The organism is Mesorhizobium sp. M1050 (assembly GCF_040318715.1).
Classification (GTDB): Bacteria; Pseudomonadota; Alphaproteobacteria; order Rhizobiales; family Rhizobiaceae; genus Mesorhizobium.
Genome location: NZ_JAMYMV010000062.1, coordinates 1 through 19,564, shown reverse-complemented (window position 1 = coordinate 19,564; position 19,564 = coordinate 1). Strand labels below are relative to the sequence as shown.

At 62.6% G+C, this 19,564-nt stretch carries 23 protein-coding genes and 1 pseudogene; 10 read left to right on the top strand and 14 right to left on the bottom strand.

All coding sequences use genetic code 11. From position 1 onward, the window contains the following. Nucleotides 1-39: 39 nt before the first annotated feature. Nucleotides 40-429 (top strand): annotated as a pseudogene (locus tag NKH57_RS26310) (GyrI-like domain-containing protein); the annotation flags it as partial. Between the two features lie 4 nt (nt 430-433). On the opposite strand, the gene NKH57_RS26305 reads toward NKH57_RS26310, so the two are convergent. The 3 genes from NKH57_RS26305 to NKH57_RS26295 are packed head-to-tail and all read right to left on the bottom strand — an operon-like array spanning nt 434 to nt 4,077. Then, complete coding sequence (locus tag NKH57_RS26305; RefSeq protein ID WP_352948617.1) at nt 434-1,579, bottom strand: DSD1 family PLP-dependent enzyme; 1,146 nt, start codon at nt 1,577-1,579, stop codon at nt 434-436. Then, nucleotides 1,576-2,877 (bottom strand): D-arabinono-1,4-lactone oxidase, encoded by a 1,302-nt coding sequence (locus NKH57_RS26300; protein WP_352948615.1) that lies wholly within the window; start codon nt 2,875-2,877, stop codon nt 1,576-1,578. Before NKH57_RS26300 ends, NKH57_RS26305 begins: the two co-directional genes overlap by 4 nt. A gap of 12 nt (nt 2,878-2,889) precedes the next feature. Then, nucleotides 2,890-4,077 carry an MFS transporter gene (locus tag NKH57_RS26295; protein ID WP_352948613.1) on the bottom strand — a complete coding sequence of 396 codons (1,188 nt, stop codon included), beginning with the start codon at nt 4,075-4,077 and terminating at the stop codon, nt 2,890-2,892. Nucleotides 4,078-4,200: 123 nt separating this feature from the next. Here NKH57_RS26295 and NKH57_RS26290 point away from each other — a divergent pair, with 123 nt between their 5' ends. The 4 genes from NKH57_RS26290 to NKH57_RS26275 all read left to right on the top strand — a co-directional run bounded on the left by NKH57_RS26290 (nt 4,201) and on the right by NKH57_RS26275 (nt 7,734). Continuing rightward, the gene (locus NKH57_RS26290) at nt 4,201-4,827 is read left to right on the top strand and encodes a TetR/AcrR family transcriptional regulator (RefSeq protein WP_352948610.1); all 627 of its coding nucleotides are present in this window, start codon (nt 4,201-4,203) and stop codon (nt 4,825-4,827) included. 177 nt (nt 4,828-5,004) lie between these two features. After that, the gene (groES, locus tag NKH57_RS26285; protein ID WP_031261112.1) at nt 5,005-5,301 is read left to right on the top strand and encodes a co-chaperone GroES; all 297 of its coding nucleotides are present in this window, start codon (nt 5,005-5,007) and stop codon (nt 5,299-5,301) included. Between the two features lie 63 nt (nt 5,302-5,364). Further along, nucleotides 5,365-7,020 carry a chaperonin GroEL gene (groL, locus tag NKH57_RS26280; RefSeq protein WP_013532389.1) on the top strand — a complete coding sequence of 552 codons (1,656 nt, stop codon included), beginning with the start codon at nt 5,365-5,367 and terminating at the stop codon, nt 7,018-7,020. A gap of 435 nt (nt 7,021-7,455) precedes the next feature. Continuing rightward, on the top strand, nt 7,456-7,734 hold the full coding sequence (locus NKH57_RS26275; protein ID WP_352948606.1) for a hypothetical protein: 279 nt from the start codon (nt 7,456-7,458) through the stop codon (nt 7,732-7,734). Between the two features lie 100 nt (nt 7,735-7,834). Here NKH57_RS26275 and NKH57_RS26270 read toward each other — a convergent pair whose 3' ends face one another. The 9 genes from NKH57_RS26270 to NKH57_RS26230 all read right to left on the bottom strand — a co-directional run bounded on the left by NKH57_RS26270 (nt 7,835) and on the right by NKH57_RS26230 (nt 13,833). Then, nucleotides 7,835-8,446: a LysE family translocator gene (locus NKH57_RS26270; protein WP_352948604.1), complete on the bottom strand. Its 612-nt coding sequence runs from the start codon at nt 8,444-8,446 to the stop codon at nt 7,835-7,837. A 70-nt stretch (nt 8,447-8,516) separates the two neighbouring features. Beyond that, nucleotides 8,517-8,930, bottom strand: coding sequence for a YkgJ family cysteine cluster protein (locus NKH57_RS26265; protein WP_502907345.1), 414 nt, complete (start codon nt 8,928-8,930; stop codon nt 8,517-8,519). 21 nt (nt 8,931-8,951) lie between these two features. After that, entirely contained in the window at nt 8,952-9,119 is a 168-nt protein-coding gene (locus tag NKH57_RS26260; RefSeq protein ID WP_352731309.1) for a hypothetical protein, read from the bottom strand. A 1-nt stretch (nt 9,120) separates the two neighbouring features. Further along, nucleotides 9,121-9,528 (bottom strand): hypothetical protein, encoded by a 408-nt coding sequence (locus tag NKH57_RS26255; protein WP_352598978.1) that lies wholly within the window; start codon nt 9,526-9,528, stop codon nt 9,121-9,123. Then, complete coding sequence (locus NKH57_RS26250) at nt 9,528-9,755, bottom strand: hypothetical protein (RefSeq protein ID WP_023761966.1); 228 nt, start codon at nt 9,753-9,755, stop codon at nt 9,528-9,530. Before NKH57_RS26250 ends, NKH57_RS26255 begins: the two co-directional genes overlap by 1 nt. A gap of 363 nt (nt 9,756-10,118) precedes the next feature. Further along, complete coding sequence (locus tag NKH57_RS26245; protein WP_010915421.1) at nt 10,119-10,328, bottom strand: cold-shock protein; 210 nt, start codon at nt 10,326-10,328, stop codon at nt 10,119-10,121. 651 nt (nt 10,329-10,979) lie between these two features. Continuing rightward, nucleotides 10,980-11,633 (bottom strand): glutathione S-transferase family protein, encoded by a 654-nt coding sequence (locus NKH57_RS26240; RefSeq protein WP_352731311.1) that lies wholly within the window; start codon nt 11,631-11,633, stop codon nt 10,980-10,982. Between the two features lie 220 nt (nt 11,634-11,853). Further along, nucleotides 11,854-12,987, bottom strand: a complete 1,134-nt coding sequence (locus NKH57_RS26235; RefSeq protein ID WP_352731314.1) for a metallophosphoesterase — start codon at nt 12,985-12,987, stop codon at nt 11,854-11,856. 219 nt (nt 12,988-13,206) lie between these two features. After that, a complete protein-coding gene (locus NKH57_RS26230) occupies nt 13,207-13,833 on the bottom strand; it encodes a TetR/AcrR family transcriptional regulator (protein ID WP_352731316.1) in 627 nt (208 codons plus the stop codon). Nucleotides 13,834-13,981: 148 nt separating this feature from the next. On the opposite strand from NKH57_RS26230, the gene NKH57_RS26225 reads away from it, so the two are divergent. Next, on the top strand, nt 13,982-14,752 hold the full coding sequence (locus NKH57_RS26225) for an NIPSNAP family protein (protein WP_352948599.1): 771 nt from the start codon (nt 13,982-13,984) through the stop codon (nt 14,750-14,752). 212 nt (nt 14,753-14,964) lie between these two features. Here NKH57_RS26225 and NKH57_RS26220 read toward each other — a convergent pair whose 3' ends face one another. After that, nucleotides 14,965-15,627, bottom strand: a complete 663-nt coding sequence (locus NKH57_RS26220; RefSeq protein WP_352948597.1) for a LysR substrate-binding domain-containing protein — start codon at nt 15,625-15,627, stop codon at nt 14,965-14,967. Further along, on the bottom strand, nt 15,597-15,929 hold the full coding sequence (locus NKH57_RS26215) for a LysR family transcriptional regulator (RefSeq protein ID WP_352948595.1): 333 nt from the start codon (nt 15,927-15,929) through the stop codon (nt 15,597-15,599). Before NKH57_RS26215 ends, NKH57_RS26220 begins: the two co-directional genes overlap by 31 nt. A gap of 95 nt (nt 15,930-16,024) precedes the next feature. Between NKH57_RS26215 and NKH57_RS26210 the strand changes: the two genes are divergently transcribed. The 4 genes from NKH57_RS26210 (at nt 16,025) to NKH57_RS26195 (ending at nt 19,234) form a co-directional block, all read left to right on the top strand. Further along, nucleotides 16,025-16,504: a cupin domain-containing protein gene (locus NKH57_RS26210; protein ID WP_352598990.1), complete on the top strand. Its 480-nt coding sequence runs from the start codon at nt 16,025-16,027 to the stop codon at nt 16,502-16,504. A gap of 171 nt (nt 16,505-16,675) precedes the next feature. Continuing rightward, nucleotides 16,676-18,073, top strand: a complete 1,398-nt coding sequence (gene fumC, locus NKH57_RS26205) for a class II fumarate hydratase (RefSeq protein WP_352731322.1) — start codon at nt 16,676-16,678, stop codon at nt 18,071-18,073. 180 nt (nt 18,074-18,253) lie between these two features. Further along, the gene (locus NKH57_RS26200; protein WP_352731324.1) at nt 18,254-18,673 is read left to right on the top strand and encodes a DoxX family protein; all 420 of its coding nucleotides are present in this window, start codon (nt 18,254-18,256) and stop codon (nt 18,671-18,673) included. A 156-nt stretch (nt 18,674-18,829) separates the two neighbouring features. After that, on the top strand, nt 18,830-19,234 hold the full coding sequence (locus NKH57_RS26195) for a DoxX family protein (protein ID WP_352948591.1): 405 nt from the start codon (nt 18,830-18,832) through the stop codon (nt 19,232-19,234). The last annotated feature ends 330 nt before the right edge of the window (nt 19,235-19,564 follow it).

The window sequence follows — 19,564 nt, the reverse complement described above, 5'->3', positions numbered from 1 at the left end:
ACATTAGGAGATGCTTAGGTGTCTGTCTCGAAGCTGCGAACCAGCGCCGCCATCCCGATGCAGTGGCAGCGCTTCGGCCCCTATATCGGCAACATTCCGGGCGAGACAGGCGACGTCGCCTATGGCGTCTGCGTCAACGGCGACGATTCCGGCAATTTCGACTACATCGCCGGCGTCGAGGTGTCGGACTTTTCCAACGTGCCGAAGGAATTCAGCCGGGTGCGGGTGCCGGCACAGAAATATGCGGTGTTCGCCCATCTTGAGCACATCTCGACCATCCGCCGTACGGTCAACACGATCTGGAACAAATGGCTGCCGGCGTCCGGCCATGAGATATCGGATGCGCCGGAATTCGAACGCTACGGCCCCGAATTCGATCCGCGCAGCGGCAATGGCGGGCTGGAGATATGGATACCGGTGAGGGCGTAGCCGATCACGCCATCGGCAGCGCCGGCCAGCGATCGATTATCCTGCCGCCGGAGAACACCGCGATCGACCCGAACTGCTGCAGCACGGCCTCGCTCTGCGTCGGGCGCAGGAAGGCGTGGTCGCCGGGCCTTGGGGTAGCGTCAGCCGGCAAGCCCATGAATTGCTGATTGGAGGACAGGCCGAGCAGGCCGTTCGTCTGCATGCCTTCGGGGAACGCCGGCTCGGCCATCCACTTGCCGCCATAGAGATAGCAGCCCTTGTGCGGAAACCGGCCGAGTGCCTGTAGCAGGCGGGTGACGGCCAGCGGGCCGGGCAGCATCGGCTCGACGACTTTCAGGATCGGCGTCGCGATGAAGGCACCCGGTTGGAAGCCCTCAAGGCCGGGCGTGGCGAAATCGCTGGGCAGCACGAAGGCCGAGCCCATCGACACTTCATTGGCGACGCTGCCATGATGGAGCAGTGCGGTCTTGCTGCCGCCGATATTCAAGATGCGGCGCTGGTCGGCGCCGAGACAAGCGACGAACGCCGTGGCCTGCGCCGACGCCTTTGCCAACGCTTTCACCGGCCCGCCGAACAGGCCGGGAATGTGCGGCGCGTGCGCCTCGTAGGCCATGACGCCTTCGCAACGCAGGCGTTTGTGGGATGGCAGTGCGCTCAGTGCCTGCGACAACGCCTCCGGGCTGGCAAAGCCGCCGCGATGCAGTCCGACGTCGATCTCGAAGGCGATGCGCAGCTCGATCTCGAGTTCGTCGGCGAGCGCGCCATATTCCGCCAGTCGGTCCTGGGTATCGATCAGCCAGCAGACACGCGACCAGTCGGCCTCGCCGTTCACCAGCGCTGCCCTTGCCGCGCCGACCGGCATCGGCTTGCCGTACAGCAGATCGGCATCGGGAAACGCCTTCAGCACCGCCTCGCTGATCGGCGGATGGAAGGTCATGACGTGATTGGTGCCAAGCGCCTTGGCGATATGGGCGAGCAGGGGCGGGCAAGCGAGCGACTTGTCGACCAACCGCACGGCGAGGCCGGGGGCAAGCCTGTCTTTCACCAGTGCGATGTTGCGGTCCAGCCGGCCGAGATCCAGCACCAGGCAGGGCTGGAAGATGCCGGCGGACTTCAGCGCGGCCGACAGGGCGGAAAAATAGGCGCTCATCGTTCGCTGCCAGAAGGACCGGGCTCGATGCCGAACAGGCCGGCCATGTAGGGCGAGACCAAGCGGTTTTGCGGATCGATATCGCGGCGCACCGCCATGGCGTCGTCCCAGCGCGGGTAGAGCTTTTTCAGCTCCACCGCCTTCAGGCTGTGCATCTTGCCCCAATGCGGCCTGCCGCCATATCTGCGGAAGATCGGCTCGGCCGCCCGCATGAACGGCAGCGGATCATTTGCCGCGTCATGGTGGATGGCGATCGAGCAGGTCGGCCTCCTGTAGAATGGCGACAGCCAGAATTCGTCGGGGGCAACGGTGCGCACCTCCATCGGAAAATAGACCTCCGGAAAATGCTTCTCCGTCAGCTCGATGATTTCGGCCAGCGCCTTCGGGCCCACCTCGAAAGGCAAATGATATTCCATCTCGTTGAACTTGGTCTGCCGGTCGCTGGCATAGACGTTGAGCCAGTCCTGCACGTAGTCCTCGGCCGGAAATTTGGCGACCGCCGAACGGATCAGGCGGCCGCGCAGCGACGGCAGCCAGGCGAGCGCGGTGCGCAGCCGGCGCAGCGTCCTCAACCCGGCCTCATCCGCTTCCGGCGGTCGCGGGGTCGGTGCCGCGTCGCTGATATCGCTGGCGATGAACTGAGCGTAGCCGGAAAACGGAATGTAGTAGAATTCGGCCGAGCGATGCGCGGCCATCATCGTCTCGAACTCGCCCAGCATCTCGGTGATCGGCAGCACCCATTTGCGGCGGCGCAGCCGGTAGGTCGCGATGTTATTGAGCGTCACTTCAGTCAGCACGCCGAAGGCGCCGAGCGCGACGCCGATGGCATGGATCGTCTCCTGGTCCCCTGCCCGCTTGAAGTCGCGCAGCTTGCCAAGCCCGTCGACAATCTGCACCGTCTCCAGCTGCGTGTGATAGGCACCGAGCGTCGGCCCCGAGCCGTGCGTGGCTGTGCCCAGCGCGCCGCCGATCGCCTGGCGGTCGATGTCGCCCATGTTGGGCAGACCCTGGCCGATGCCTTGCAGGATGTGCATCAGCGGGCCGAGCCGGGTTCCTGCCCGCACCCGCGCCTGATGTTTTTCGGCGTCGTGCGAGACCAGCCCTTCCAGTCTCTCCAAGGACAGGATGGTGCCCTCGGATTTCACCAGCGGGGTGAAGGAATGACCGGCGCCGACGACGCGGACCGGGCCAGGTGCGGCACGAATGAGATCACCCAGTTCGCCGGCATCGGCGGGACTGGCGATCAACCGCGGTTCGGCGGTGACAAAGCCCGACCAGTTGCTCCAGCTGTTCGACATGGCGCTCCCCGCTCAGGCGACCGCGCGGCGACGCCGCGACAGCAGGATGAACAGACCAAGCAGAAGCACGCTGGCCACAGCGCTGGCGGCGGCGAATTCCGGCACCGGCCGGAAATCCTTGCCGTCGATGAGCAGAGACGCGGCGATCGGCCCGATCGCCAGGCCAAAAAGCTGGGCTGCCGGCACCAGGAGCACGGCAGAGCGCGTCTCGTCGGCGGTGATCGCCAGCCGGATCTGGTAGGGCACGATGAATAAAAGAATGAAGCCCATGACCAGAGCGGCGACCCAGAATGTGATGAGGTCAGGTCCGCTGACAAGAACCAGCGAGCTGACAAGCGCCACGACACCGATGCTCGCGACGGCGAGGCGATAATCGATGCGCGCCTCGAAGACGGTCGCCGTCATCGCACCCAGGACCTGCGCCGCGAGGCTGGCAGAGACGATCAGGCCGACGGTGCGGCCATCGATGCCGTATTGTGCGCCAAGCGGCTCCAGGAAGGCCCAGACCGCACCGAAGAACATGAAATAGCAGAACACCGACAGCAGCGCGGTGAGCGAAGGAACCGTCAGCACATTGGCCAGGTTCTCGTCCTTGGGCAGATCGGCATAGTCGCCGGGGACGGTGAAGGCGACCGCCAGCGACGCGATGCAGACGACGGCAAGCACGATGAAGCCGCCCGCCGATCCGGCGGCCGGGATGACATAGAGCGCCAGCAACAGGGCAGTCGCGCATTGCGCCAGCGTCTGCATGGTGACGAAATAGCCGCCGATGCGCTCGGCGCGCCGCGAGCGGGCGATCAACTCGGTGGCGACCGCCACCAGACCGCCCTCGGCAAGGCCGGCCAGCACGCGGGCAGCGATCAGCGTGTTGGTGGTAGCGGCATAGGCCGTCCACACATTGGCCAGCGCCAGCAGCAGCAAAAGGACGGCACTTTTCCAGCGCATGTTGTGCGCCGAAAGCAGCATCGCCACGACAGCCGAACCGATGGCGATGGCGATCATCTCGGCGGTCGCAACCAGCGCCAGTTCATCGCCGCTGACATGGCCCTCGGTATAGAGCGCGCCGAGCAGCACGGGCTGCAGCCCGAGGATGAGCAAGCCGACCGAACCGATCCACAGGGCCGAGGCAAGCTGTGCGCCGGTCGGATTTCCGACCAGCCAGTCGTCATTGCCTGCGTGGCCGGTATTTGTCGAAGCCAAAGGCGCCTCCCAATGTGCTTGCCGTGCGGCAAAAAAACTGACAACCTGTCAGCATTCTGGAAACTGATATTTGATCATATTTTTTGTCAACCGGAATTTGAGAACCGCGCGAAAGATCGGTGCATGACGGAAGTGACAAAAACAGCCACCGAGCCCAGGCGCAGACCCAAGCAGGAGCGCAGCCGCGAGCGCATCGACGCGATCCTGTCGACGACCATGCGACTGATCGGCGAAAAGGGCATCGATGCCGTCACCATGAAGGAAGTCGGCCTGCTGGCGGGCGGGCCGATCGCCACCGTCTACCACTACTTTCCCAACAAATCGGCGATCCTGGCGATGCTCTACGAACGGTTTTCAGAGGTCAGCCGTGCACGGCTGACAGCGATCATCGCCGATGTCCGCGAGGCGAAGGACGTGATCGTGGCCGCCGACCGGCTGCTTGACGACTATCTCAGCCGCGTCGCCAGCGATCCGGCCATCCAGGATCTGCAGAACGCCATCCAGGCCGACAAGGCGCTCAAGAACCTCGACATAGCCGAAACCCGACATCAGGCCAGGATGTTCTGCGATCATGTCGTCACCCTGCTCGAGCCGGAGAAGCGCGAGCAGTTCGAACGCATGGTTCTCCTGATCTTCCAGCTCGCCGGTGGTGTGGTGCGCCTGGCGCTTGCCGAGGGCGACGCGGAAAGCCGCCGCACGATCGAGGATTATCGTTCGATCATCCACACTCAGCTGCGGCTGTTTCTGTAACCCTCAATCCGTAGAAAAATTTCACGCTCCAGGTCAGCGCTACGCGCCTTGACTCTGGCAGGGCGGCAGCCTATTTCAGCGCCACGTTAGCACTCGCCATTGGTGAGTGCTAACTCATATGTCCGGCGCCGCCGGACGGAGGAACTGTTTCTCACCGTTCTCATCGAGGAAGAAAAAATGGCAAAGTCGAAGTTCCGCCCGCTTCATGACCGCGTGGTCGTTCGTCGGGTCGAATCCGAATCCAAGACCGCTGGCGGGATCATCATCCCCGACACGGCAAAGGAAAAGCCGCAGGAAGGCGAGATCATCGCCGTCGGCTCCGGCGCTCGTGACGAAGCTGGCAAGCTGGTTCCGCTGGATGTCAAGACCGGCGACCGCATCCTGTTCGGCAAGTGGTCGGGCACGGAAGTCAAGCTCAATGGCGAAGACCTTCTGATCATGAAGGAATCCGACATCATGGGCATCATCGGCTGATATCAGGCCTTTTCATCAACTGAATTCCCGGGCTCAATCTAAAGCCCCTGCCAGGAGCTAAAAATGGCTGCCAAAGACGTAAAATTTTCCCGTGACGCCCGCGAGCGCATGCTGCGCGGCGTCAACATCCTCGCCGACGCGGTGAAGGTCACGCTCGGCCCCAAGGGCCGCAACGTCGTCATCGACAAGTCGTTCGGCGCGCCGCGCATCACCAAGGACGGCGTCACCGTCGCCAAGGAAATCGAGCTTGAAGACAAGTTCGAGAACATGGGCGCGCAGATGGTCCGCGAAGTTGCTTCGAAGACCAACGACATCGCCGGCGACGGCACCACGACGGCGACCGTTCTGGCGCAGTCGATCGTCCAGGAAGGCCACAAGGCCGTTGCCGCCGGCATGAACCCGATGGACCTGAAGCGCGGCATCGACCTGGCCGTGACCGAAGTCGTCTCGGCACTCGGCAAGGCTGCCAAGAAGATCAAGACCTCCGAGGAAGTTGCCCAGGTCGGCACGATCTCGGCCAATGGCGACGAGTCGGTCGGCAAGATGATCGCGGAAGCGATGCAGAAGGTCGGCAACGAAGGCGTCATCACGGTTGAGGAAGCCAAGACCGCCGAGACCGAACTCGAAGTCGTCGAAGGCATGCAGTTCGACCGCGGCTACCTCAGCCCCTACTTCGTCACCAACGCCGACAAGATGGTTGCCGAGCTCGAGGACGTCTACATCCTCCTGCACGAGAAGAAGCTCTCCAACCTCCAGGCGATGCTGCCGGTTCTCGAAGCCGTCGTGCAGACCTCGAAGCCGCTGCTCATCATCTCGGAAGACGTCGAAGGCGAGGCTCTGGCCACGCTGGTCGTCAACAAGCTGCGTGGCGGCCTGAAGATCGCCGCCGTCAAAGCGCCGGGCTTCGGTGATCGCCGCAAGGCCATGCTGGAAGACATCGCCATCCTCACCGGTGGCCAGGTCATCTCGGAAGACCTCGGCATCAAGCTCGAGAACGTCGGCCTCAACATGCTCGGCCGCGCCAAGAAGGTGTCGATCTCCAAGGAGAACACCACCATCGTCGACGGCGCCGGCAAGAAGGCCGAGATCCAGGGCCGCGTTGCCCAGATCAAGCAGCAGATCGAAGAGACCACTTCGGACTACGACAAGGAGAAGCTGCAGGAACGTCTCGCGAAGCTCGCGGGCGGCGTTGCGGTGATCCGCGTCGGCGGTGCGACGGAAGTCGAAGTCAAGGAAAAGAAGGACCGCGTCGATGACGCCCTCAACGCGACCCGCGCTGCCGTCGAAGAAGGCATCGTTGCTGGTGGTGGCGTAGCCCTGCTGCGCGCTTCGGCCAACATCAAGGCCACCGGCGTCAATGCCGACCAGGCCGCCGGCATCAACATCGTTCGTCGTGCGCTGCAGGCTCCGGCCCGCCAGATCGCGGCCAACGCCGGTGCGGAAGCTTCGATCGTTGCCGGCAAGATCCTTGAGAACAAGGGGGCGACCTTCGGCTACAATGCCCAGACCGGCGACTATGGCGACATGATCGCCATGGGTATCGTCGATCCGGTCAAGGTCGTTCGTACCGCTCTCCAGGACGCGGCCTCGGTCGCCGGCCTGCTGGTCACCACCGAAGCCATGATCGCGGAGGCTCCGAAGAAGGAGTCGGCTGGCGGCGGCATGCCTGGCGGCATGGGTGGCGGCGGCATGGGCGGCATGGGCGGCATGGATTTCTAATCCAAACCAATCTCGCTAGACTTACGGAAAGGGCGCCGAAAGGCGCCCTTTTTGTTTGGCGCAGATCTCGATCGCCGCGCCTAATCGGTCCTCAGACGGCGGTATCCGCGCGTTGCCTTACCTCGCCGGCAAGGACCGCGGCTTCGATCAGCGCTCCGACCTCGTCGGGGCCAGCTACGCCGGCAAGGCCGCCTGTATCGAACTGTGGCCGGCGATCTCGACCGGACCCGGCACGCGCGTCGCCAGCGCCAGCTTGGCGCCGAAGGTGTGGCGCACCAGGTCAGCGCCATGGGTCGGCAGACCTTAATCATATTGACGCGCGAGAACGCCCGACCACAGCCATATGAGTTAGTCCTAAACTATTTCAATCTATGCTAGAACCGGGCGCGACCGCCATTCGACGATCGAGAAGAACCATGAGGGAGGACTCGTGCTATGAGCATTAGAACCGCCTGCTTTGGAGCACTCGCATTGGCTGTCTTCAGCGGCACGGCGTTTGCCGGGGCGCTCGACTCGCCCAAGATGATGGAACCGTTCTTCACCGATTCGGGCATGAAGACGATGAAATCCGACGATGAAATGAAGGCCGCTTGGGCAGCGATGTCCAAGGACGATCAGGCCATGATGATGAAGGAATGCCAAGACGCTGCGATGAGCAAACCACACGCGCCGTTCTGCGAAAAATTGAAGGCTCTCGGCGGCGCCAACAAGTGATTGCCCGGAGTTGAAGACTAGATGAAGGCGAGCCTGGGCTCGCCTTCTGACTATCTGGCAGGGATTTTGCGCAGAGACGACAGGACCCGCGAACCGGTTTCTACCGATCGGCCAGCGCCAGCTTTGCGCCGAGCATGACGAAGGCGCCGGCGAAGGTTCGGCGCATCCAGGTCAGCACCATTGGCCGCGACACGACATGGCTGCGGATCGAGGCGGCGAAGACGCCGTAGCCGACGAAAACGACGAAGGTCAAAAGCATGAAGACGGAGCTGAGCTCCAGCATCTGCGACAACGCGTTGGGCTCGGTGGTGCTGACGAATTGCGGCAGGAAGGCGAAGAAGAAGATCGACAGTTTCGGGTTGAGCACGTTGATGAGGATGCCGGTGGCAATCACCTTGCCGGCCGAGCGCGGCGTCACATCCTGCTCGACGCTCAGACCGCCCTTTTCCTTCAGCGTGTTCCAGGCCATGTAAAGCAGGTAGGCGACGCCGAGATATTTCAGCGTCTCGAAGGCCAGCGCGCTGGTGTGCAGCAGTGCCGCAAGGCCGGTGATGGCGGCCGCCATATGCGGGATGATGCCGAGCGTGCAGCCGAAGGCGGCGATGATCGAGGCCCGCGCGCCGCGCGAGAGGCCGGCGCTTAGCGTGTAGAGAACGCCGGTGCCGGGCGAAGCCACGACGATCAGCGACGTCAACAGAAATTCGATGCTCATGAAATCCTCCGCTGCCCTGCCCGGCGCGGAAGGTATCGGGACGGACAATGGCGCACAAGCGGCGGTGAGCTTAATCTCTCCCGTCGTGGGGCGAGATTGGCAGTTCCACCGGCAACCCATGCGCCCGACGCGCCATCAGGCAATCGTCGTCACCAGGCATGCAGGCGCGGCAGACGTCCGGGCGGAGTTCATAGATGCCGCAGGCGGTCGACTTGCCGATCTCGCCGCAAAGGGCAGAACAGCGCACGCCCTCGCAGCGCATGCCGGACAGATTGGCGGCTACATATTTTTCTGGGATTCGGTCGAGCTGCGCGTCGTCCTCGGTGGAAAAGCGCGGCCACTCGGCCGAGTAGGAACAGCAGGCGCCGCAGCTCTGACAGTCGAAGAGAGCAGCGGTGCTGCGCTGCGACGACAAAGGACTTGCAGCGGCCACCAGGGCAGAGAGCCCCGGCGCGGCAGGATTGCGATCGGCGTCTTGCGGCAAGGGGCTATTTCTTCTTGCCCGTCATTTCTTCTTGCCTGTCTTGCGCGACGACGCTTCGGCCGGCGACTTGAACAGATCGGTCGCGGTCTCGGCAGCTTCGCCGGCTTTCGGCGCGGCTACCGGCTTGGCCGGTTTTGCGGCGGCAGCCGGTGTTGCAGGCTGGTCCTTGGTGGAGAATTTTATGGCCATGTCAGTCCTCGTCGACGAAGCGCGATGTTGGTGCACGTGGATTGCGCAGGCGGCCGATCAACGCCGAAACCGCCGTGATGTTCATTTCCTCGGGCGACCAGTTTCTGACTTCCGCGATGTGGTGCACTGCCAGCTCGCGATGCGTGCTGCCGCTGTAGGCGGCGTCCTGATGGGTCACGCGCTCATGGGTCTTGGCGTCTTCACGGACATATTCGATCAGGTAGTTCGGGCATTCGGCGCGACCGCGCACACCGACCCGCACCTGGGCATCGCCATGAGCGCGTTTGCAGCGCTCCAGCTTTTCCAGCACCCGGCGCACATATTCGACCGGCTTGTTGAGGCCATCGACCACGTCGGCGATGGTCGAATCGGCGGCGATCAGTTTCGGAGGCACGCGCTTGGTAGCCATCAGCGTCTTCCGGTTCGCTTCGGCAAAGCGGCGAGCGCCGCGGCGGCGGCCAACTCATCGGCCTCCTTCTCCAGGCGCAATTCGCGCAAGCGCGCGGTCTTGGCTTCACGCGCTTGGCTGACGGCATCGCGCTCGGAATTGATACGGTTGAGCGACATCGACTGGGTTTGCGTCTTGCTGAACAAGGACACGGCCTGTTCGGCTGTTGTCTTCGATTGAGCGGTCAAAATCTTTCTCCTGTCAGGAGCCCGTGACGATGGAGCAAGACCGGGTCTTCGGTCGGGACCATGCACGAAGCCATACGGCAGCGGATTCAATTGCTGGAGCGTCCCATAGCACGTCCAGGTCGGCGCGCGGCGTATTTTCAGCGGCAAGACGCGCAAAATGAAAAAGGCCAGGCACCGCCTGACCTTCATGAGAGCGCCGCGCAACCAGGTGACATCCAAAAGGATGCACGGGGGATGCACGGGAACGCCCTTCTCATGCGCATGACATGCCGTGGAAACTCAGGTCTCCGCGGCCATGCGCTCGAATTCGCTACTCACCGGTGCCAGTACATCCGTGGTCACCGGGAGAGCTGAATTCTTTTTTCAGGCCGCCTTCAACTGGTCGGCGGACATCTTGCCCGACTTGTTGTCGCGGACCATCTCGTAGCCGAGCTTCTGGCCCTCGACGATGTCGCGCATACCGGCGCGCTCTACGGCCGAGATGTGGACAAAAACGTCGGCAGAGCCGTCGTCAGGCTGAATAAAACCAAAACCTTTGGTGGCGTTGAACCATTTAACTGTGCCGGTGCTCATGACGAACCCTTTCCATGGCAAATATTCGTTCGACGCCATGCGGATGCATGACGTCGTTTGTCCCGATTTTTGATGTGGGAAGTTCGTCAAAGGCGCGCTCGAAAGCGCGGATAACAAAAGTCAGTCAAACAAATATCGACGAATTCCTTGTAGGCTTCTTTTGCGGGTGTGTCAATTTCTGGTTTTCTTCTCACCAGATTCGACGCAGACGCGCCTGGCGAGGATCCATTCGCCGGCGGCTCCGGGCACAGAAACCAAGTCGCCTGTTCCATCAAAAAAATAGCAGCATGCCGGGAACCAATTTCGCGCCCATGCATTTCATTATGTCAGCAGTTTCAGAGAGCGATCTCAGGGACGCTGACACAAAGGACGCCTCCTGTACAATAAAACGTGCGAGGGGCGTTCTTGTATGGTGACGAACCGGCTGGCCGTATCCCCAGCGGCGTCGCACCAGACCGCGGCTTCCAGTCGGACCTTGCCGGCAACATCACACGAGACGCGACGGTAATGTGATCGCCGAATACGATGCGTCGGGCACACTGATTGCGCCAGAGCGGGCCTTAACGATTGAGGTTTCCGTCAGCCGGCGATCGCCGACTCTCGCCGGCTATGTCTTCGAGAGCCGTTCGGGCGACCAGGCGGGGAAGAAGCTCATTCGTCCGGGCCGGGCTCCGGCCATGTCTCCTTTGCCGCTTCCGCATACCAATGACGCATCGCCGGGGTGGCAAGAACGGCGTCGACATAGGCGCGTGTATCCGGCGCAAGCGTGCCACCGTAGGTGTCGAAGCGGGTGATGACAGGCGCATACATGGCGTCGGCCGCGGTGAAATGGCCGAACAGGAACGGACCGCCCTTGCCGTATTGTTCCCGGCACTCGCGCCAGATCGTCTCTATGCGCTCGCGCTGTAGTTCGCCTTCGGCGTCGAGCTCTTTGTGGCCCTTCGGCCGGCGCAAATTCATCGGCCAGCCATAGCGGACCTCGCGAAAACCCGAATGCATCTCGGTCGCCACCGAGCGTGCCAGCGCGCGGGCGTCGATGTCGGCCGGCCAAAGTCTTTTGTCTGGAAACAGGTCAGCCAGATATTCAAGGATGGCAAGTGTTTCCCAGATGGTCTTGCCATTGTGATTCAGGACGGGCACCTGGCCGGTCGGCGACACCTTCGCCAGGTTTGCAAAGGTCTCCGGCGTGCGCAGTCGCACGAAGCTCTCGTCGAACGGGATCTCCAGATGCCGCATCGCCACCCATGGCCGGAGCGACCACGAAGAGAAGCACTTGTTGCCGATGAAGAGCGTGAATTCAGCCATTTTTCTCCCCGCACGCATGACCCCTGGAATCCCTTGGTCGGCGCGTGCTCACAGCCTAGCCCGCCAAGCTTGCCTCGGGAGGCGGCGGCACGACCTGATCTGCTGCCCGGGCGACGCCTGGAACCCAACCGACGCCGGCTCGTTAGCCTCGCGCGGATGAATTGCTCCGAATTCACAGTTCCCAGAAGATACGGAAAGGCGGCCGCGAGGATCACCCTTTTCATGTGCTCCAGCCCTTGCTGAAGGCATTGGTGAAGGCGACCTCGCCATGATCGCCGGTTGCCTCGCCCAGCACCACGTCCAAGCCGTTGCCGGTCACCCTGGCCAGCGCGAAACCGCCCATATAGGCAGCCTTCGGCTTGAACAGATCGAGCCCATCCCTGCGATAGATCAGCGGCGTGTCGTGCTGGTGGCCATGGAAAATGCCGACGACATTGTAGCCCTTGAGCACCGCCAACAGCGCCTGCCGGTCGGCCTCGCTCCACCAGTGCGGTGCACCGGAGCCGTCATCGTCGTAGTGCCTTTTGGCGGCATCCCAGCGTTCTATCGAGAAGGTGTCCCAGCCATAGTGCTGGAACAGGATGACCGGACGACCATCCGCCGCATAGGTCGCCAGATCCTGCTTCAGCCACGGCAGGCTGGAGACGGCGCCGTGACCGGTGTCGCCGGCAAAACGATGCGTCTGGATCAGATGCAGGCCGCCCCAGTCCCAGGAATAGCAGTCGGTGGCGACATCATAATCGGTGGCCGGCACCGGCGGCTTGAAGAAGACGCCGGCGCGATGATTGACCTCGACATAGTCGCGCAATTCGCGCCGGTACCAATTGACATGGCGCGGCGGCCCGTTCTGGTCGAGATCATGGTTGCCGAGCCCGACATAGACGGGCATGTGCACGCGATCGGGGCCGACGCCCTGCTGGTAGCGCTGGCTGAACTGGAGCAGTTGGGTGCCCTCGCTCGGCTGGGTGATTTGACCGCCGCCATCGTCCGTGATGTCGCCGCCGACGACGAGGCCGAGCGGCCTGCCGATGCGGCCGCCCGCCGAGCGCAGGCCACTGGCGACACCGTTGATCTCGGTGGGCCAGTCCTTGTCGGCGAGACCGTTGAGCGCCGTCACGTTGCGCAGCAGGGCCGCGTCAGTCTTTCCTTCCTGCCGGCAGTTGGGGCTCAAGCCGCTCGCCATACGGCAGGCATGAACATCGGCGATGAACAGGAAGGTGGCGTCGATGGGCTGGATGCGTAGGCCGGTCTGGCTGAATGCCGGGCGCGACGATGCGCCGGCCGCGGCAAAACCTACGGCCTGCGCCAAAAAGCTGCGACGAGAAAACAATCCAGGCGAACAGCTATTCATCATGAGCTGAATTTCAGCATGGAGAGCGGCCGGCCGTCCAGCGCCTCTCCTAGCCGCCATCGATCGAAGTGCCATAGGCTTGGCATCTCTGTCCTTCGGGAATCAGACTGCCGAGGCGCTGCGACGAAGGTGCAAGTTTCGAAGGCTATGAGACGATAAAGCCGCTGGCGCAGTAGCAAGAGCTGGGGCGGCAAGTCCAAGTGGCTCGTTATCGCTGTGACATCAAAGGGTTCTCGGCCGTGGCAGCACCCGGCGGCGTCGCCTGGCTGCCAGTCCGCCCTGAGATGACGACAGCGCACTCCGCTCCAGCCCCGCCAAACAGTCCCGCAGCACGCTCGGATCCTGCGCCGTCTTGGCCATCGACATGGCGCCGGAATAGGTGGCGACCGCCAGCGCGGCAAAGCGCTCGGGATCTGTGCCCTCGTCCCTGCCCGCCCGCTGGTCGGCCCGCACCTTGTCCGAAATCGCCCGCCGCCAATCGGCAAAAATACCGGCAAGGGCAATCCGGAAATCGGGATCGGCGAGCGACAGCTCATGCGCCAAATTGTTGAGCGGGCAGCCACGCACGAAACCCTGCTGCTCCAGTTCCGCCGCCACCGCCTCGAACACGGCGCGCACGCCTTCGCGCGCCGATGCTGCCGCCAGCAGCGGCGCGATCCATGTCTGTTCCACCGCTGCCGCCACACGCTCGTCGATCACCGCCAGCGCCAGCGCCTTCTTGGTCGGGAAGTGGTGATGCAGCGCGCCGCCGCTGACGCCCGCCGCCGCCATCAGATCGCCGAGGCTGGAGGCATGATACCCGTGCGCCTGGAACGCGACCTCGGCGACATCGAGCACTTTCTTGCGCATGCCTTCAGGGTCGTTGATGCGTTTTCGTGGGCGCGGTTTTGATCGAACGTTCATCTCTGCTGACATTACCGAACTCTAGCATGTTGACAAAACAGGACAACCGGTCTGTTTATAAACAGGATGATCACCCTGTTTTGAGGAGAGTTGGATGAACATGCCCCTGAATGCCGCGCCGATGCCCGCGGTGCTCGCCTCGCCTGTCGTCGAGCTTCGGCAATACACGTTGAAACCCGGCCAGCGCGACACGCTTATCGACATTTTTGACGGCAAGCTGATCGAGGGCCAGGAGGACGTTGGAATGACCATCATCGGCCAGTTCCGGGATCTCGATCGCCCTGACATGTTCGTCTGGATGCGCGGCTTCGACGGCATGGATGCGCGGACAAATGCTCTCGCCGCCTTTTATGACGGCCCGGTCTGGGCGGCGCACAAACATGCGGCCAACGCGACAATGATCGATTCCGACGACGTGCTGCTGCTGAAGCCCGCATGGCCGGGCGCCGGCTTCGACCTTACGGGTGCGCAGCGTCCAAGCCTGGCCACCCAAGAAAACTCAATTCAAAACAGGCCGCCGACTTGCATCGTTGTCATTGAGATTCATCATTTGCAGCCCGGCATGGAGGTTGATTTCGGGAGGCACTTCGAGGCCGAAATGGCACCGTTGATAACGGCGTCTGGAGCAAACCTGCTCGGTGCTTTCGTCACCGAGCATGCCGAAAACAGTTTTCCGCGCCTGCCGGTGAGGGCTGATGAAAACGTCTTCATGTCTGTCGCTGGCTTTGACAGCGCCGAGGCGCATGTCCTCCACAAAGCCGCGCTCGCAGCCTCGCCGGCATGGCAGGCCGCGCAGCTCAGCCTGACCAAACCAACGGAGATTTTGCGGCTATCACCCACATCGCGTTCGCAACTTGGGAGATGATTGAGGCGATTCGAGTGCGGCACCTGCCGGAGTGCGCTTTGCCGGAGAGCCGGCGGGGGGCGTCCTGATCGTCGGCCGCGACACCGAAAAACTTGACGCTGCCCGCAGCCAGCATCGCGGTCTATCTCGCGAGCGACGAGGCGGCCTGGACAGTGACGGCATTTGTCGATCGACGGTGGCCATGCGGTGGGGTAATCCATCCCTGCACCAGACTAGGCGCCGGCATTTTCGGTGGCCCCGCTTTCCACAAATCCGAGTGAGGCTATCGCCTCCAGGATCTGATCGCGAACCCACCGATGAGGTGACTCGTCGTCGTGGCGCGCGTGCCAGTACATTCTGATTTCAGGAACGGCAATGGGGAGCGGCGGTTCAAAGATGACGAGCGGCAGGGTCCTCGCCGCCCAAACGGCGAACTGCCTGGGAACCGCTGCGAGGTGGTTTCCATTTGCCACTGCCAATGCGACAGCTTGAAAGTGCGGCAGTGTCAGGCTTACGCGACGCGTTCGTCCGATTTTGCGGAGCGCCTCGTCGGTGGCGCCCGACATCGATCCATCAATAGAACGAAGAATATGGGGCAATTCGCAGAAAAGCTCGATCGGCAAAGGCTCGCCTTCGGCAGTACCCGCCTGCCTGATCGCAGCGTTGTCTTCCGCGGCGATGATGGCGAATGGTGAATGGAACAGAGGCGTGCTTGAGACCCAGTCGGAGACCTCCAGCGGACGCTCGAGCGCTACGTCGATTTCATCCTCCTGGAGCAGCCGCGAAACGTCGCCGCGCGCGCTATCGAGAAACCTTAACGACACGCGCGGCGCGGCGCCGGCGATGCGTGCCGCCAGGGTTGGCATCAGCAGCATGGAAAAGAAATCGGCACCCATGACGTGAAGGTTCGCTCCAGCTCCGCCGGATCGAACGCCTTCGCCGAATGGAAGACGCGTTCGATTTCGCGAAGGGCCACGCGCAACGGCTCGGCCAAGCTCTCGGCGCGCGGCGTCGGCATCATGTCATTGCCCCGCCGAACGAACAGCTGATCGTTGAGGAGATGCCGCAAGCGATTGAGCGCGGCACTGACGGCAGGCTGGCTGAGGCCGATCTGCTCGCCGGCGCGCGTAACGCTTCTTTCCCGCAGAAGGGCGTCGAACACCCTGACGAGATTGAGGTCGAGCGCATTCAAATTCATCGCATCAATTCGCCCCATATGATCATTCGATTTCCGCTGTGGGCATGTCCTTGGTTAGGTGGTCATCGGCACAGCAACAGAAGGATCAGACAGCCATGACAATGACCGCCCGGACGATCACAGGCAAGGAGCTCTTCTGGTTCAACAACACGCTCGTCGCGATCCACGTCTCGGCGGCCGCAGGAGAAGACGGCATCTGCGTCGTCGAGCATCGCATGCCCTATGGCGACTCTCCGCCACTGCATGTGCATCGCAGGGAAGACGAAGTTTTTCACGTCCTGGACGGGAGATTACGCTTTGAAATCGACGGCCACGAACGCATTGCAGACGCCGGCGAAACCGTCATTGCGCCGAAAGGCCTACCGCACACTTACCGGGTCGAATCTCCAAAAGGTGCGCGAACCCTAACCATCACGCGCGGCTCCGACTTCGAGACGATGCTGCGTCAAGCGAGCCGTCCCGCCGAACAGCCAGAGCTGCCGCCGCAGATGGAACCGACACCGGAAATCATCGCGGTGCTGGTACAGCTCTGCGCAGAGAACGGCATCGACATTGTGGGGCCGCCGCTAGCCTGATTGGCCGTTCAGGACATTCGAGGCAAGCCGACACGCGCCTCCGCCTTTTTCCTTACGTGAGAAGGCGGAGGCGCACCTTCAACCGATTTGCATCATTGCCGCCCGCAATCTCCGCTTGAAGCCGTTTGTGCAACGCGATACGCCGTTGCCGACTTCGACAAGGAGAGACCCGTGACCGCTGCAGAGACCAGAACCGAAACCGACACGTTCGGCCCGATCGAAGTCGCCGCCGACCGTTATTGGGGCGCGCAGGCGCAGCGTTCTCTCGGCAACTTCAAGATAGGCTGGGAAAAGCAGCCGGCGTCGATCGTGCGCGCGCTGGGTATCGTCAAGCGGGCGGCGGCCGAGGCCAATATGGAGCTGAAGCGGCTTGATCCTTCGATCGGCAAGACGATTGTCGAGGCGGCGCAAGAGGTCATAGACGGCAAGCTCAACGACCATTTTCCGCTGGTGGTCTGGCAGACCGGCTCGGGCACGCAGTCCAACATGAACGCCAATGAGGTGATCTCCAACCGGGCGATCGAGATGCTGGGCGGCGTCATGGGCTCGAAGAAGCCGGTGCATCCCAACGACCACGTCAATATGAGCCAGTCGTCGAACGACACCTATCCGACGGCCATGCACATCGCCTGCGCCGAGCGCATCGTGCACGATTTGCTGCCGGCCCTGAAACATCTGCACAAGGCACTTGAAGCCAAGAGCAAGGCCTTCGCGCACATCATCAAGATCGGCCGCACGCACACGCAGGATGCCACCCCCCTCACGCTTGGCCAGGAATTTTCGGGCTATGCCGCGCAGGTCGCCTCTTCGATCAAACGCATCGAGCTGACGCTGCCCGGGCTGCAGGAACTGGCGCAGGGCGGCACCGCCGTCGGCACCGGCCTCAACGCGCCCGTCGGCTTTGCCGAAAAGGTAGCGGATCGCATCGCCGCCATCACCGGCATCGCCTTCGTCACCGCGCCGAACAAGTTCGAGGCGCTGGCGGCCCATGATTCCATGGTGTTCTCGCACGGCGCCATCAACGCGGCGGCGGCTGCGCTGTTCAAGATCGCCAACGACATCCGCTTCCTCGGTTCCGGCCCGCGTTCGGGCCTCGGCGAACTGTCGCTGCCGGAAAACGAACCGGGCTCGTCGATCATGCCGGGCAAGGTCAATCCGACCCAGTGCGAGGCGCTGACGCAGGTCTGCGTTCAGGTGTTCGGAAACAATGCGGCCCTCACCTTCGCCGGCAGCCAGGGCCATTTCGAGCTCAATGTCTACAACCCGCTGATGGCCTACAACTTTCTCCAGTCGGTGCAGCTGCTCTCCGACGCTTCGGTCTCCTTCACCGACAATTGCGTCGTCGGCATCGAGGCGCGTGAAGACAACATCAAGGCGGCACTCGACCGCTCGCTGATGCTGGTGACGGCGCTGGCGCCGACCATCGGCTACGACAATGCGGCAAAGATCGCCAAGACCGCGCACAAGAAGGGCACCACGCTGCGCGAGGAAGCGCTCGCCACCGGGCTCGTCAGTGAAGCCGAATATGACCGGCTGGTGCGGCCGGAGGACATGACGCATCCGGGATAGGACATTTCGCGAGGGGAGAATTTACCCCTGTCGCACCCTGACCCGAGGCGAATTTTGCGCAGGTCGTCCGATCACGGAAATGTAAGCGCTGTGAACAATGTGTCGCCAGTCTGGCGGCTTTGGTGAACAGTCCGCGTGCTCTATCTCACCGGTATCAACCCCTTCCCGGAGAGAGTCACTATGTCCACCAACACTTCAGTCGCCGGTTCCAGCGCATCCAATGCCTCGACCACCATCCTCCTCGGCCGCGTCCTGCTTGCGGTCATCTTCCTGCTTTCAGGTTTCGGCAAGCTCACCGCCATCGCCGGCACGGCCGGCTATTTCGGCAGCCTCGGCCTGCCCTTGCCGACCGTAACGGCTATCATCGTCGGCTTGATCGAGCTTCTCGGTGGTCTCGCCATCCTCGTCGGCTTCCAGACCCGGGCCGCGGCCTGGGTGCTCGCTGTCTTCACCGTCGCCACCGGCTTGGTTGCCCACACCGGCTGGGCCGACCAGATGCAGATGATCCAGTTTCTCAAGAACCTCGCCATCACTGGCGGCTTCCTGCTGCTGGCTTCCTCGGGTGCCGGTGCCTACTCCATCGACGCCAAGCGCGGCTGAGCCAAGCCTGGCGATAGCTCAACAATAAAAGCGGCGCGGAATTTTTCCGCGCCGCTTTTTCGTTGTCGGTGCAGACGTCTCAGCCGGTTGATTCCTGCTATGATCACGGCTTGGAATGGCCCTAATCGCCCGGCTCGACCGACAACGGAGGTGAACATGCCCCGCAACGCGCTGCTTCTGCTTTCCCGGCTGCTGCTCGCCGCCCTGTTCGTGCCCTCCGGTTTTCACGTGCTGAGCGACATTGCCGGCACGACAGGCTATTTCGCCGGCCTCGGCCTGCCGCTGCCGACGCTGGCCGCCTGGGGCACGGGACTGTTCGAACTCATCGCCGGATTGCTCATCCTGGTCGGCTTCCAGACCCGGATTGCGGCGCTGCTGCTCGCCGCCTTCTGCATTGCCGCCGGTTTCATCGGCCATTACGGCCAGGGTGGCGGCGACGCGATGCTCGCCTTCCTGCACCAGCAGATGCTGATGAAGGACATCGCCACCTCAGGCGGCTTCCTGGCGCTTGCCATGGCCGGCGCCGGGGTATGGTCGATCGACGGGCGTGGCGCGGTTTGATTATCTTTGCTTAGACGCGCCCGAGTTGGTCGACCCCCACTCCGTCTCGGCTTCGCCGAGCCACCTCTCCCCCGATCAACGGGGTAGAGGAAGGGCGCGAACTGATTCTAGCCAACGCTCCTCACGCTAGGCTCCCTTCCTTTCCCTCCGGAGGGGGGAAAGGTGGCGCTGCGAAGCAGCGACGGATTGGGGGAAGCCGGTCATCAAACGCGAAGCCGCTGACAAGTGGCGCGATTGAGTTGGTCTAGTCTAGTGCCCGTCCATAAACGGTAAGCTGCTGAAATTACTGGAGGAATCACCAAATTTCCGCAGGAAAGGCCCGACGGTTTC

Bases quoted from the DNA above. Each gene is read 5' to 3' on its own strand.
- groES (WP_031261112.1), top strand. From the start codon at position 5,005: ATGGCAAAGTCGAAGTTCCGCCCGCTTCATGACCGCGTGGTCGTTCGT.
- NKH57_RS26210 (WP_352598990.1), top strand. From the start codon at position 16,025: ATGACAATGACCGCCCGGACGATCACAGGCAAGGAGCTCTTCTGGTTC.
- NKH57_RS26275 (WP_352948606.1), top strand. From the start codon at position 7,456: ATGAGCATTAGAACCGCCTGCTTTGGAGCACTCGCATTGGCTGTCTTC.
- NKH57_RS26290 (WP_352948610.1), top strand. From the start codon at position 4,201: ATGACGGAAGTGACAAAAACAGCCACCGAGCCCAGGCGCAGACCCAAG.
- NKH57_RS26240 (WP_352731311.1), bottom strand. From the start codon at position 11,633: ATGGCTGAATTCACGCTCTTCATCGGCAACAAGTGCTTCTCTTCGTGG.
- NKH57_RS26235 (WP_352731314.1), bottom strand. From the start codon at position 12,987: ATGATGAATAGCTGTTCGCCTGGATTGTTTTCTCGTCGCAGCTTTTTG.
- NKH57_RS26255 (WP_352598978.1), bottom strand. From the start codon at position 9,528: ATGGCTACCAAGCGCGTGCCTCCGAAACTGATCGCCGCCGATTCGACC.
- groL (WP_013532389.1), top strand. From the start codon at position 5,365: ATGGCTGCCAAAGACGTAAAATTTTCCCGTGACGCCCGCGAGCGCATG.
- NKH57_RS26195 (WP_352948591.1), top strand. From the start codon at position 18,830: ATGCCCCGCAACGCGCTGCTTCTGCTTTCCCGGCTGCTGCTCGCCGCC.
- NKH57_RS26300 (WP_352948615.1), bottom strand. From the start codon at position 2,877: ATGTCGAACAGCTGGAGCAACTGGTCGGGCTTTGTCACCGCCGAACCG.
- NKH57_RS26215 (WP_352948595.1), bottom strand. From the start codon at position 15,929: ATGAATTTGAATGCGCTCGACCTCAATCTCGTCAGGGTGTTCGACGCC.
- NKH57_RS26260 (WP_352731309.1), bottom strand. From the start codon at position 9,119: ATGGCCATAAAATTCTCCACCAAGGACCAGCCTGCAACACCGGCTGCC.
- NKH57_RS26245 (WP_010915421.1), bottom strand. From the start codon at position 10,328: ATGAGCACCGGCACAGTTAAATGGTTCAACGCCACCAAAGGTTTTGGT.
- NKH57_RS26220 (WP_352948597.1), bottom strand. From the start codon at position 15,627: ATGGGTGCCGATTTCTTTTCCATGCTGCTGATGCCAACCCTGGCGGCA.
- NKH57_RS26200 (WP_352731324.1), top strand. From the start codon at position 18,254: ATGTCCACCAACACTTCAGTCGCCGGTTCCAGCGCATCCAATGCCTCG.
- NKH57_RS26305 (WP_352948617.1), bottom strand. From the start codon at position 1,579: ATGAGCGCCTATTTTTCCGCCCTGTCGGCCGCGCTGAAGTCCGCCGGC.
- NKH57_RS26230 (WP_352731316.1), bottom strand. From the start codon at position 13,833: ATGCGCAAGAAAGTGCTCGATGTCGCCGAGGTCGCGTTCCAGGCGCAC.
- NKH57_RS26225 (WP_352948599.1), top strand. From the start codon at position 13,982: ATGAACATGCCCCTGAATGCCGCGCCGATGCCCGCGGTGCTCGCCTCG.
- NKH57_RS26270 (WP_352948604.1), bottom strand. From the start codon at position 8,446: ATGAGCATCGAATTTCTGTTGACGTCGCTGATCGTCGTGGCTTCGCCC.